This window comes from Marasmitruncus massiliensis (genome assembly GCF_900186535.1).
In the GTDB taxonomy this organism is placed as follows: Bacteria; Bacillota; Clostridia; order Oscillospirales; family Ruminococcaceae; genus Anaerotruncus; species Anaerotruncus massiliensis_A.
Genome location: NZ_FYDE01000004.1, coordinates 218,272 through 230,611, shown reverse-complemented (window position 1 = coordinate 230,611; position 12,340 = coordinate 218,272). Strand labels below are relative to the sequence as shown.

Sequence of the window (12,340 nt, the reverse complement as noted above, 5' to 3'; positions counted from 1 at the left end):
TTTGTTCAATGTACGCATTGTGTACCGTTATTGCTCGGATGGCCTGCGCTACGGAAAATCATCCGGGAACGAAATGGAGAAACGAGTTCTACTATCCACTTGTGGGACGGGCAGAACATCGTGGCGGAAATCGGCACGACCGGGACGGTGACGGCGCGTTATCTGCGGGGAATCAATCTCATTGCGCGCGAACAGGACGTCGCAAACCAGTATTACCTGTTCAACGCCCACGGGGACGTTATCCAACGCGCGGACGCTTCGGTATATATGATGAGGTTTTGTTAAAGTCCATGAAAGCTAAATCGAACGCTTATATCAGGGAATGTAGGCCATCAAAACATTCAGCACGGCGATGCTCATTAATTTCTCAAATCCATTATGACTTTGGAAACTGGGATCGTTAATGAATAAGTATACCAGTTTAATCCGCTCCTTGCCGAATCCTCAGCGCCAAATTTTCCAATCGCCGGATTATAATACCTCGCTCTGAGATAGAGTTCACCTGTCTCGCGGTCGAAGTACTCGCCGCAGTAGCGGAAGGGGTTGGAATCCAGCTTTTCAGGGCTCCGCTCGTTGCCAAACGCATCATAGCGGTAATTTTTCAGCACATATAGAAACCAATTTGTACCTCTTATTCAGATTTAATGAAAGAATCCTATAGCCCCTTTCCTCCATCCACATAGATACTCTGTCCTGTAATATACCGGCCAGACTCTGAGCACAGTAAACGTACTATTCCCGCACAATCTTCCTTGCTGCCGAAAAAGCCTGCTGGTATCAAATTTTTGACTGTTTGCGCATAAACCGGATCCCCGAGCGCTTCTGTATTCCGATCTGTATCGATTACTCCGGGAGCCACATTGTTAACTGTGATTCCATCGCCCGCAAGCTGTTTTGCCAAAGACTTTACCATCATGGTTTGTGCAGCTTTTGACGCGGAGTATACCAGCATGTCAGGGTGTGGTTTCACTTCTTGTACACTGCCGATTGTTATAATTCGCCCCCAGTGTTGCCTTTGCATATAAGGCACAGCCTGTTGCATTAATTGCATGGACGCAAGACAATTACAAGTCATCTGCTGGTAGAAATCTGTCGTTGTGATTTCCTGCCATTTCTTTTTATATTGTACAGAAGCGTTCAGAATTAGGATATCTGTTTCCCGCACTTTTTCAAACAAACCGCTTATATTTTCAGGCTCACACAGGTCTGCCTGAGCTAGGCAGCACTGTCGTCCCAAACTTTCAACCGACATCTTCACTTTTTCGGCAGCTACCGTGTTCCCTATGTAATGTAATATGATATCCGCACCATATTGCGCAAGCTCATATGCTATTGCACTTCCGATTCCCCTGCTTGACCCGGTAATTAAGGCGGTTTTCCCCTTTAAACTATCACTCATTTTTCGATTCAACTCCAAATCCTGTCATTTGAAAATTCTTTGTTCCACGCTTCTGTGGATTCCCACATGCCGGGAATCTCAGAATTGATGTGTTCTCTTAATACTTCATCATTCAAACTTTCGATTCCCAGACCCGGTGCTTCCGGGACACTGATAAACCCATTTTGCAGTAATGGTTTTGGCAGACCGTTCACCATATCCTGCCACCATGGGACATCCACCGAATGAAATTCTAGAGCAAGTATATTATGCATTGCTGCGGCTACATGGACCGCCGCCATACAGGCAATTGGACTTTCCGCCATATGAATTGCCACAGCAACACCATGTTCATCTGCAATATCAGCAATTTTCTTTAATTCCAGAGCACCTCCGCAGGTTAAAATATCGGGATGTATCACAGAAATACCTCCTGCTTCAATCAGGGCTTGAAACCCTTCTTTCAGGTAGATATCCTCTCCCGTACAAATTGGAATGGCTGTTGCATTTTTCAAACGGACATACTGGTCCGTATAAATCCACGGTACCATGTCTTCCAGCCAGGCAATATTATATTTTTCCATTCGCCTTGCAAACCGAATACAATCTTCTACGCAAATATGTCCAAAATGGTCAATGGCCAGGGGAATTTCATAGCCAATCACATTACGCGCGTCCCGCACATAATTTTCAAGGTAATCCAACCCCTTTTCAGTCAAATGTAGTCCTGTAAACGGATGTGCAGTTGTAACTAAGGAATAACTTTTCTGATGTCGCACCATATCAGCGCTTACGGAACCTCCTTGCGCATTCAGAATGTGAGAAGCATAGTTTTTCATATCTTCCACAAGTCCTGTCGGTGCGTTGATTGTTCCTGGCTCATCCAATAACAACCCAATCCCAAGATCCATCTTTAGAAATGTGAATCCCATTTCTACACGCTTCCTGAGTGCATGTCCCATATCTGTTCCCGTATGTTTTCCAGACACGTCTGTATCTCCATATATCCGGATTTTATCCCGGAATTTTCCACCTAATAGCTGGTATAGCGGCACTCCATACGCTTTTCCCGCTAAATCCCACAATGCGATCTCAATGCCGGACACTCCGCCGCCTTGACGAGACGGCCCACCAAATTGCTTAATTTTCCGAAAGATCTTATCCACGTCACAAGGGTTTTCCCCTAAAATCCTGCTTTTGAGCATCAGCGCATACGTCTTGCTTGCTGCATCCCGCACTTCTCCGTACCCTTCCAGGCCCTGATTCGTCATAATTTTCAGGAGTGTGCAGCGTTTCGGTGCCTGATCAATGTCCACAAAACGCAGATCGGTTATTCTTAAAGATAACGGATCAACACTTCCTCGTCTAGATGCTGTATTAACCATTTTATTAAGCCCTCTTCTCATTATTTTACATTGATAAGCGCACTGATTTTTGTTCTCTGTTTTTGTGTGATCAACCATTTTTCGGTATTACGCTCATCGGTATTATCATTTTCTACGATAAGAATCTTGGTCTGTGGGGTAAGCACAATTGCATGCCACACTCCCATTTTTACATTATAAATTTTCCCCGGTAAAAGCCGGCACGCACAAATATCGCCCGGCAGCTGATCATATCCCGCCGTCAAAATAGTTATTTCTCCGTTTAGCAGCACAAAGATCTCATCGGTCTTTGTGTGTTTTTCAAAGGTTTGCAGCGTATCTGGCTGTAAATGAGCCGCGAAATTAGCGACTGCTACCCGCCAACTTTCAAATGAGACCAGCCGACAGTAACCTTCGCCATCATAACAAGTACATTCGATCTCTTGCATATTCATGGCTTACGTTCCTTTCTTCTTATCCCTGCTCGCACATTTGAAGCAATCCTTTTAAATAGCCGATTGCAAAAAGCCGTCCTGCCACTGTATACCCTGGGCGGTCATTCCTTTCCCCAGCCATCAGCGGGACATGGTCAACACGAATTGGAACGTCTAATTTTAATGAAGTATACAGCCGCAGGAGTGCTGCCATATCAAGATCCCCATTGTCATGAAATGTCTCCTGAAATTGGAACTTGTTTCCGCGGACATTTCGAAAATGAATAAAAAATATTTTATCTGCAAGTTCCGGTACGACTCGAAACAAGTCTTCCCCCATCAGATAATAAGTTGCTTGACACATTGTGACACCCAGCATATCAGACCTTATGGTATCGATCGCTTTTTTAATGTTGGGATAAGACGTCATAATGCGGCTGACATTCCCGATCCTGTCTAGCGGCGGATCATCCGGATGAAGTGCAAGCCGGATATTGTATTTCTCAGCAAATGGGAGAACTGCTTTGATGAAATACAGATAATTGTCCCAGAGTTCTTTCTCTGTGATACTATATGGTGTCGACTCCACGTTTCTTAAATCAAATCCCGTAACCAAGGCTTGGCCTCGTTCATGAATCTCATTGCTTGTACGCAGCCAACCGATATGCGCCATAAAATTGAAGCATACTGTATGTATCCCCATTTCCTGCATATATTGAAAAGCTTTGATCAGCTTTTCAATACTTTCATCCCTCATGCTGTCACCCGTTTTTATATGGTCGTGTAATATATTAGGCAAGGGTTCTATCACAATTGGCTGAATACCAAAATTTTGGAATCGCCCGCGAATTGTTTGCCAGTGTGCCCGATCTGTAATATCAAAGTCGTTGCTTTCCGGCAAACGGATTGTTCCGTGGGTTACACCGCATTGTCGCGCATAATCCCACGAGATATCTTTCCCGCTATATAAATAATCTGTTACGATCATTCAATTTTCCTCCGTTCCTGACAACATGGGTTCCACCTTTGTGAGTGAATACACATCCCCAACCACCGGAATCCAATACCGGATCCTTTCCTGCATTGTATTTGCATAATTTACAAAGCGGCCAACCTGTTCCGTATTGATTGTGAACATGTCATAATGACAGGGAATCATCTGCTCCGCGCCAATTGTGTGGCAAAGGTTCGCTGCTTCCTCATAAGTCATATTGGAAGCAAATCCCAACTCAAGCAATTCCTCCGAACATCCATTGATTGGCAGTATTGCCAGATCGATTTTGTCCCCCGCTAGTTCTTCTGACATTCCTTCATAGCAGACCGTGTCTCCCGCAAAGTAGATTCTGCTCGACGCGATGTCGATAAGAAAGCCCTCGTATGGGTACCCCGTTTCCGGAGTCCAATCGAACGCATCATGTTTTGCTTTCACAGCTTGGATTGTTAGTGTGCCCGCCGCATAAACCTCTCCTACGCCCAGTCCGATTATCTCTTTTGAAGCATGCCCGTTTTTCTTTACTGTTGGCACTATCGCAGGAGGAATGATCAGCTTTGCATTTGGATTGCCTTGTAGCAGACCATCGATCGTAGCAGGGTCATAATGATCCCTATGGCCGTGTGAGCATAGGATGTAATCTATGCAATGCAGTTGGTTCGGATAAACGGCAAGCGGGCCCATGCGAATGTGTCGCTTCCATGGCTGGTTTTTTGTGGCTTCCTCCAGTGTTGTAGACAGATAAGGGTCCACCGCAAGGCAAACATCTCTGCTTTTAATGATGAAACCGCTTTGACCAAGCCACCAAATCAAGACTTCACTATTTTCCGGTATGGTATTATTAATTGCTAAACTAAGCATTTGCCTGTTTCTTTCCTGACTCATTTTACCGTCCCCATTACAATCTATCTATATATGAGTATCCTATTCTATCATACAACTCCATAAACCAGCTTCGGCACAATCATAGAGATCCATGGAATATAAGTTACTAACCCCAAAACCAACAAGCAAACTGCTATGAATGGCACCAGTTCTTTCACCAGTTTGTCCGCTTTGAGTTTCACTGTGCCTGCCACAAGGAAGATATAAGTACCAAACGGAGGCGTAATCGCTCCAAGTGCACAATTCAGACACATGGTAATGCCAAAGTGGATCATATTGATTCCCAGAGCCGTCGCCACCGGGGCAAGCAGAGGAGCTAAAATAATCATGCACGCCATACCGTCCAGGAACATCCCCAATATGAGCATTAAGACATTAACCATGAGAAGAAAAACAAATTTATTGCCTGAAACGCTAATCAAAAGTTCACTCATTGCCTGCGGTATACGTTCCCAGCTGAGATAATAGCTGAATACATTCGCAGCGCAGAGGATCAGCATAACGGAAGACATGGAAACAACTGCTTCACACATGATTTGAGGGGTTTGTTCAAATTTCAGCTCTTTATAAACAAATTTTCCAACCAGCAATGAATACAGCGCCATCATTGCTCCGCCTTCTGTTGCTGTGAACATTCCTATACGCAGTCCCATAATTAACCCAAACGGAAGAAACAATGCCCACGCGGCATCTTTTGTCAGCTTCCAAACTTCTTTTGCGCTTGCGCGTTTCTCGCGGGAGGGCTTGTAACCTCTTTTTTTAGAGATAATCCCGACAACAATCATCATCGAAACGCACATCATCAAGCCAGGTAAATATCCGGCACAGAACAGCTTCCCTAATGAAACCTCGCATACGAATGCAAAAACTACCATGCCTACTCCAGGCGGGATGATCGGGGTAATACATGCGGATGCCGCTGTAACCGCAGCACTAAAGGCTCTGCTATACCCGCGCTTCTCCATTTCCGGCACCAACAGCTTGCTTTCCATAGACGCATCTGCTGCACCGGAGCCAGAAATGCCGCCCATCATGGTGGACAGAACCACATTCACATGTCCAAGCCCACCGGTTAAATGGCCCACCAGTGCATCGGCAAGATTCATTAGGCGATTTGTGATGCCGGAATAATTCATAATCGAGCCCGCAACAATAAAAAGCGGAACTGCCATCAGTGAAGTACTCTCCGCGTTAGCAACCATTCTCTGGATAATAACGTTAATTGAAATATATGGATCCATCACAAAATATGGAATACATGCAAGAATCAGAGAAAACGCAACCGGTACGCCTAGCGCAAAGCAAATTGCTAAAATGATGCAAGGTATAAAATTCATGCTTTAAAACTCCTTTCCAAAACTCTCTGTTCAGGCATCTTAGCTGTTTTCAGTATCTTGAGTATTCTCTGTATCCTCATAAGCAACAGCATAGCGCCTGCTAAACTGATCTGGATGGACAATACTCTGTATAAAATAGATTACAGAATAAATTGTCATGCTTGCAAATCCTAAAACAGCGGAAATGTCCAGGAATTTATAAGACAGCCGGAAAAAAGCAGTTGTTTTTGTCGCCGTTAGGGTAAACTGCAACCCAACCACAAAAAGAAATGCAAATAAAAGTGTACACATCAGCGTAATGCCACGATGAAGCTGAAATCGAAGTTTTTCAGAGAAATGATCTGCCACAAAATCCATGCCGTAGTGCATATTCTTCTTCCAGCAGACTGCGGCTCCTATAAAAGTCGCCCAAATTAAAAATAGAATCGACAGTTCGGTCGCCCACGCCTGTGAATTTTTAAAGATATACCGCATAATAACGTTGTAAACTGTTGTTAAAACCATTCCCGCCAAGGCTATAGATGAAATTATTTCTTCTATATTTTTAATTAGCCATACAATGCGTTTCAAAGCCCCACCTCTTTCTATCTGTTTATTTGTAAACCATAAGCATTTTAAATAGATTTAAAAATATAACCTCTGTTGTTGGCGGAGATCGGAATTTATTCCGTTTCTCCGCCATTGCTCATATCTCAGTCGATAATTTCTTGCAACTGATCATACAATCCCGAAGTCATTTCAGGGAATTTTTCAAAGCTTGCTTTTCCGGCAGTTTGGAGGAGCTTTATGTCGTCTTTCGATGGTTCTATAAATACCACCCCAGCGTCTTCCATCGTCTTCTTGAACTCTGCTTGAGAATCCAGCCCTTTTTGCATGAATTCATAGCCATAATTGACCATTTCTTCCTGTAGGATTTTTTGATTTTCGACGGACAGTGAGTTAAATATTTTTGCACTCATTGCCCAGCAGGACGGGGCAAGCGAATGTTCGGAAAGATAACAATTCTTAGCGACTTCTTGCAGGCTATAAGAGGACAGCGTGCTTAGCGGAGCTTCGCAAGCCTCAACGACTCCCTGCTGCATGTTGGTATAAATCTCTGAGAAAGGCATGCCGGTTTGGGGAGCGGCGCCCAGAGCCTCGAAAAATGCAGAGGCTGCGGCACCTGGCACGCGGATTTTCAATGCTTTAAAGTCGGCAGCGGAATTGATTGGCTTTGTGGATAAAACGCTGCGTGGTGCCGCCGCCCAATTACAGCAGAGGATTTTTAATCCTGAAGATTCTTCGATTTTAGCGCACCACTCCGCAAAAAGTTCGGAATCATTAACCTTCATGACTGCATCTACGGAAGGCAGCGCATACTGCAACGCTGTTGACATAATATCCGGGCATCCGTAATCGGCATAAAAATCGCCAGAGGTCCCTGCCAATACGTTACCACCCATTGCCATCTGCTCAGTTACATCGGATAAAGAACCCAGTTCGTTACTGTAGTAGACTTCAAATTTAATCGTACCATTTGTCCGTTCTTCTACTTTTTTTACAAACTCATCAAGTACCTCGGCCTTTACATCTGCAGAAGTCTCTGCGATACTGATTTTGAGCACAACTGGCTCAGAAGCTTGTGCGGCAGGCTTTGATTCCGTCTGCGTTTCACCAGATTGTGCAACAGAATTCGAAGCCTCTGACGCTAAATTTTTTTCGGAGCATGCCGCCATACCAATTGTCATTGTGAAAGCAAGAATCAATGCTAAAAACTTTTTCATTTTTCTTCTCCCTTTTACATTTTATTTTCACTGACATTTGCATCTGCCAGCTGTAACCATAATTTACAAAGCGGATTGTGAATCGTTTGGATCACCATTACGAGCAAGCTCATATTCGCGTGACCAATCCAAACGGCGATAAGAGATTGCACGTTCGTCCGTCCTGATAAACTCCATAAGTAAATCTAACATATCCTCTGTCCATGTATTCCGATCGATTTGCGCGGTTGTGAAGCGATTAGCTGTTATCATTTCGAAGCCAAACAGATCCTTTATCTGCGTTTTTGCTCCCCCATCTACTACTTCCTCCACCAAATGCGGCGGAATAAATAAAACACCGCCGCCACATCCATACACAATATCACCAGGCAGACAAATTGCGGCTTTGGATTCTGTGCCCAAACGTGCAGGGCCGTTAAAGCTTGTTAAAACGAAATCACGTATCGGTGTGGGATCAATTCCGCGATAATATACCTGAACCTCCTGTACTTTCTGCATTTGTTCAATATCACGAATACCGCCCCAAACTACGGCTCCACCACTCTGGGTTTTACTTTTCAGCGCTGTTGTAAGATTTCCTCCTAAAAACGTTCCCTTATAAATTTTATCGAACATATCAACGACCACCACATCCCTCTCGGTCAAAGAATCCAGTACCCATTGGTTCGGCGTACCCTGGTAACCTTTTTCAGCTGCCATTTTAAAGCTGTCGCTGTAATAATCAGGACGCGTAGGCGCATATGTTGCGGTGACAGCGCGACCTATCATTTTGCAGTTTAGATCGCCGTTTTCTTTAAATTCCGGATGGAGAGATTTCATTGCCACAAATTGATTCTCATATCCTTTTACAAATATCGGCTTCCAAACTTCTTCAAGAGTCATTTTACAAAGCGCATCTAAATACCTATCGGCGACTCTTGGACGTCCGTCTGGAAGCCGTTCTCCTTTCCATAGGGAAGTAATAGAAATAATCTCTTCTCTTGAGTGAAACATCATTTTAGTCCCTTCATGAATTAATCTTTGATTTAAACTTTTTTACTAGTTTTTTTAATCTTTACCTCTATATATTATCAAATTTTATTTTATAGGCAATGATTATTTCGACTAATTTTGCACAAAACAACTTTTTATTACAAATAAAGAATGACAGCCATTAATGATGCAGCATATAGAAATTCCGTGTTAGCAGATTCCCGCATTAATGAGCGATACAGTCCCATAACCTAATATTTTTACCCTCATGTTTTCCAACAAACAAGCTTATTCTTAGGTAATTTAGGCCTTTCCCTACCTTTACCAACATAAAAATCACCCAACCGCAGTTCTGTCATTCCTACGATTGGGTGATTCCCATTGTTCGTTTTATCTGATTCGGCACATTTTTATTACTTCTTTTAAACTGACTTGCCAGAATTTAATCCCGCACTTTTGAAGGAGGTATTCCAATCACTTTCTTGAATAACCGACTAAAATAATAATCATCTGTGATTCCTACAAGAGCCGCTACTTCCGATATTCTATAATGCTTAAAACGAAGAAGATCATAAGCATGCGTCATTTTTATATAATTTTGATATTGTATAGGTGTATATCCTGTGTATTTTTTAAAAATGGTATTAAAATAGGATGGCGATAAATTGGACATATTAGCCAATTCAGACACACTATAATTGACATCAAAATGATTTTCTATCTCCTGCAATACCGTTGAGAGACAATTTTCATACTTACGGGATTCCACCATTTGCTTGCTTTCCCCCAATAATTGGTAAAGAAGAAGATATAATAAACTTTTGCTTTTTATTATATAACCCGGATGTTTTGCCCGCCATGTCGTTTCAATTTCCCGAAACAACTGGGCCACTGCTTGCTGTACACGGGGTATATGCACGGGAATGGAGGCAAGCATTTCCTGTGTTGCTTCATTTAGTTTCTCCAACTGAAACTTGATTACAATAAATGACCACGGTTTTGCCGGATTTGTAGAAGCCGACCGGGATTTTCCCTTTTGAAAAAATAACAAATCACCTTTCTCAAGATTAATTGTTTTTTCATCCCACCGATAAACCGCCGCTCCGCCTGTAGAACAGCATAAAATCCATCGATCGTTATATGTAAGATCATTGAGTTTCCAGTCCCTATCGGTTTTAATTGCAACTACATTGATGATCGTCTCGATTTGAATATCGCATTCTTTAAAATCATATTTCAATTGATATTCACTCTTTTCTGTAAATGAGGATTATACGGTTTTATAGTCAAAAAAATTGGCCGACATTAATATCTTGTGTAAATTTCGCCAAAGTCCTCTTATGCAACAGGCTAAATGTTAAGAGGCTACTTAAGATTTTATAATACAAAGAAATTAAATGGAAAGCAAGGCCCGTTATACCAGCGAGAACATATTTCGCCATGATAATTGGATATATCAAAGTCTTTCCACTTACATTATTTGAAAAAATATATTCCAAGCTAGCCCGAAATTCGGCCTCAGTGCCATTCCCCACTACTTCCGCTTCAGTTAGCCATCTTTAAAAATCGAAATAGTGAAACGCCATATGGCAAAGATTAATCTGTGGGGTTACTTTGCATAAGAATATTTGCGCAACGTGCTTTTATCTTATGCAGGAAGATTTCAATTTTCAGCCACATCGGTCCGATAGGATTTAAAGCCAGACTATGCGTTGGGAGATAAAAAATGCACCGCACTCGAAGAAGTAGACGCTCCTCAAAGGGGAATATTTGGAAAGGTCAAGAAAAAGCGGACCAAAGTTAGGCAGCGAAAAGTGGAAGCAGATATTATCTGAGTTGTCGCAGATATTACAGGAGACAAAAATCTTGCCGTACAACAGCATAGAACAGGCTGAAGAAAAGGGAGACACTCCGCTCGGCGACAGCTTCACTGGCAAAAAAATTGAGAGATAGTTAATTTACAGTCAGTCGACCTGAAGTATTGGATGCTTGGGAACAAGTAAGAAGCAATCCTAACGAATTTGCAGAAACACGTAATATCTCTTCGGAAGAATGCTAATCGATAAACAAGTTAGAGAGTTTAAAAAAAACTTTCTGCATCACCTGATTTTTTAACAATTGTATAGAAGAAAATAAAGGCAGTGCCCAGAAAAGCTTCTATCATGAGGTATCCGCTTTTATTATCGTTGCCTATGGTGCCCAACTTCCCCACATAATAATATAAGAGGATTTATAACAAAAAACGTCTATGAGGGAAACGGTTAAATAAAGCTGCTTCCTTCATCAATATTAATAACCATATACATAAAGTAAAATAAGCAAATATTACTGAAAAATAGTATGCGAAATCATGTTCTCTAAATTTTGGGTCTTGGATTATAGGTATCTAAAAAACTATCTAAAAAAGTTTCATCTTAATAAAAACATTGCTTAACACCATATAAGATGAAATAAACGCAAATAACCTATTCATGCGGTTCTGTAGAATTTCTTGCAGTCTAAACATCACTTAGCATCTTATTAGATCACGGCATAAAATACCATACACACAGTTCGGGACGCAGAGGCCGCAAGTTCAAGTCTTGTCACCTCGACCAAACCGGAAACGGAAAAGAACCTGTAAACGGGCTTTTAAAGCCAGTTTACAGGTTCTTTTGTTTTGCGCTGTATCCTCTTGTCACATAGTCCGGCGCATAAGGTTTTCCGTTAGGTCAAGTAAATATGTAATCTGTATCAATTTACTCGCTTCCGAACATGCGCTTGTAATATTCTGTTTTTTCCTTAACGTTTAGCAGCAGTTCCTTGATTTCTGGAAGCAGACGAAAAAGTTCATCGTACTACCGGCAGGATTCCACTGCAAGAATTACCCAAAGAGGGTCTGCTGGAACTACCGCTACAGGGAACGCTGGACAAATACCGGTGGGGAAAACCGGATCGCCACTCGCGACAGCATGATCAGCTTCGACGGCGTCCGTTACGGGGTTCCGTAGCAGTATGGCGGCAAAAAAGTAAGTGTTCGTCTGTACGCCGGTTTTTGGGAAATCTATTGCGGCGAAGTAATTCACCCCACGCTCAATCGCGGAGATCACCTGGCGCTCCGTCCGTGCCTCGTCGATCCTGTTTCCGTCTTTCGGAAAGCGCATGCAACCGTAGGCAAGAATCGAGATTTTGTCCCCTGTTTTGCCCATCTCACGATATTGCATGAAAAATACGGCC

At 42.7% G+C, this 12,340-nt stretch carries 13 protein-coding genes; 1 reads left to right on the top strand and 12 read right to left on the bottom strand.

What is annotated here, in order from left to right:
- Nucleotides 1–30: 30 nt before the first annotated feature.
- Complete coding sequence (locus tag C1A10_RS05085) at nt 31–285, top strand: hypothetical protein (RefSeq protein WP_145997699.1); 255 nt, start codon at nt 31–33, stop codon at nt 283–285.
- A 74-nt stretch (nt 286–359) separates the two neighbouring features.
- Here C1A10_RS05085 and C1A10_RS05080 read toward each other — a convergent pair whose 3' ends face one another.
- From C1A10_RS05080 to C1A10_RS05015, 12 genes are all read right to left on the bottom strand, one after another.
- Nucleotides 360–608: an RHS repeat-associated core domain-containing protein gene (locus C1A10_RS05080; RefSeq protein ID WP_180950997.1), complete on the bottom strand. Its 249-nt coding sequence runs from the start codon at nt 606–608 to the stop codon at nt 360–362.
- Between the two features lie 47 nt (nt 609–655).
- Complete coding sequence (locus C1A10_RS05075; protein ID WP_101909218.1) at nt 656–1,399, bottom strand: SDR family NAD(P)-dependent oxidoreductase; 744 nt, start codon at nt 1,397–1,399, stop codon at nt 656–658.
- A gap of 8 nt (nt 1,400–1,407) precedes the next feature.
- Nucleotides 1,408–2,763, bottom strand: coding sequence for a mandelate racemase/muconate lactonizing enzyme family protein (locus C1A10_RS05070; RefSeq protein ID WP_101909217.1), 1,356 nt, complete (start codon nt 2,761–2,763; stop codon nt 1,408–1,410).
- Nucleotides 2,764–2,783: 20 nt separating this feature from the next.
- A complete protein-coding gene (locus C1A10_RS05065) occupies nt 2,784–3,197 on the bottom strand; it encodes a cupin domain-containing protein (RefSeq protein WP_101909216.1) in 414 nt (137 codons plus the stop codon).
- A 19-nt stretch (nt 3,198–3,216) separates the two neighbouring features.
- Nucleotides 3,217–4,164, bottom strand: coding sequence for a mannonate dehydratase (locus C1A10_RS05060; protein ID WP_101909215.1), 948 nt, complete (start codon nt 4,162–4,164; stop codon nt 3,217–3,219).
- Nucleotides 4,165–5,052, bottom strand: a complete 888-nt coding sequence (locus C1A10_RS05055; RefSeq protein ID WP_101909214.1) for an MBL fold metallo-hydrolase — start codon at nt 5,050–5,052, stop codon at nt 4,165–4,167. It abuts the gene before it with no gap.
- Between the two features lie 47 nt (nt 5,053–5,099).
- Nucleotides 5,100–6,389, bottom strand: a complete 1,290-nt coding sequence (locus tag C1A10_RS05050; protein ID WP_101909213.1) for a TRAP transporter large permease — start codon at nt 6,387–6,389, stop codon at nt 5,100–5,102.
- Between the two features lie 39 nt (nt 6,390–6,428).
- Nucleotides 6,429–6,959, bottom strand: coding sequence for a TRAP transporter small permease (locus tag C1A10_RS05045; RefSeq protein WP_101909212.1), 531 nt, complete (start codon nt 6,957–6,959; stop codon nt 6,429–6,431).
- 122 nt (nt 6,960–7,081) lie between these two features.
- Nucleotides 7,082–8,152 carry a TRAP transporter substrate-binding protein DctP gene (gene dctP, locus C1A10_RS05040; protein WP_101909211.1) on the bottom strand — a complete coding sequence of 357 codons (1,071 nt, stop codon included), beginning with the start codon at nt 8,150–8,152 and terminating at the stop codon, nt 7,082–7,084.
- A gap of 63 nt (nt 8,153–8,215) precedes the next feature.
- Nucleotides 8,216–9,148, bottom strand: a complete 933-nt coding sequence (locus C1A10_RS05035) for an RraA family protein (protein WP_101909210.1) — start codon at nt 9,146–9,148, stop codon at nt 8,216–8,218.
- 418 nt (nt 9,149–9,566) lie between these two features.
- Nucleotides 9,567–10,364: an AraC family transcriptional regulator gene (locus C1A10_RS05030; protein ID WP_101909209.1), complete on the bottom strand. Its 798-nt coding sequence runs from the start codon at nt 10,362–10,364 to the stop codon at nt 9,567–9,569.
- 1,597 nt (nt 10,365–11,961) lie between these two features.
- Nucleotides 11,962–12,327 carry a hypothetical protein gene (locus C1A10_RS05015; protein ID WP_101909206.1) on the bottom strand — a complete coding sequence of 122 codons (366 nt, stop codon included), beginning with the start codon at nt 12,325–12,327 and terminating at the stop codon, nt 11,962–11,964.
- Between the last annotated feature and the right edge of the window lie 13 nt (nt 12,328–12,340).

What these genes read in the sequence shown, in the direction of transcription:
- C1A10_RS05015 (WP_101909206.1), bottom strand. Translation starts at nt 12,327, where the DNA reads ATGCAATATCGTGAGATGGGCAAAACAGGGGACAAAATCTCGATTCTT.
- C1A10_RS05070 (WP_101909217.1), bottom strand. Translation starts at nt 2,763, where the DNA reads ATGGTTAATACAGCATCTAGACGAGGAAGTGTTGATCCGTTATCTTTA.
- C1A10_RS05060 (WP_101909215.1), bottom strand. Translation starts at nt 4,164, where the DNA reads ATGATCGTAACAGATTATTTATATAGCGGGAAAGATATCTCGTGGGAT.
- C1A10_RS05075 (WP_101909218.1), bottom strand. Translation starts at nt 1,399, where the DNA reads ATGAGTGATAGTTTAAAGGGGAAAACCGCCTTAATTACCGGGTCAAGC.
- C1A10_RS05050 (WP_101909213.1), bottom strand. Translation starts at nt 6,389, where the DNA reads ATGAATTTTATACCTTGCATCATTTTAGCAATTTGCTTTGCGCTAGGC.
- C1A10_RS05035 (WP_101909210.1), bottom strand. Translation starts at nt 9,148, where the DNA reads ATGATGTTTCACTCAAGAGAAGAGATTATTTCTATTACTTCCCTATGG.
- C1A10_RS05055 (WP_101909214.1), bottom strand. Translation starts at nt 5,052, where the DNA reads ATGAGTCAGGAAAGAAACAGGCAAATGCTTAGTTTAGCAATTAATAAT.
- C1A10_RS05065 (WP_101909216.1), bottom strand. Translation starts at nt 3,197, where the DNA reads ATGAATATGCAAGAGATCGAATGTACTTGTTATGATGGCGAAGGTTAC.
- dctP (WP_101909211.1), bottom strand. Translation starts at nt 8,152, where the DNA reads ATGAAAAAGTTTTTAGCATTGATTCTTGCTTTCACAATGACAATTGGT.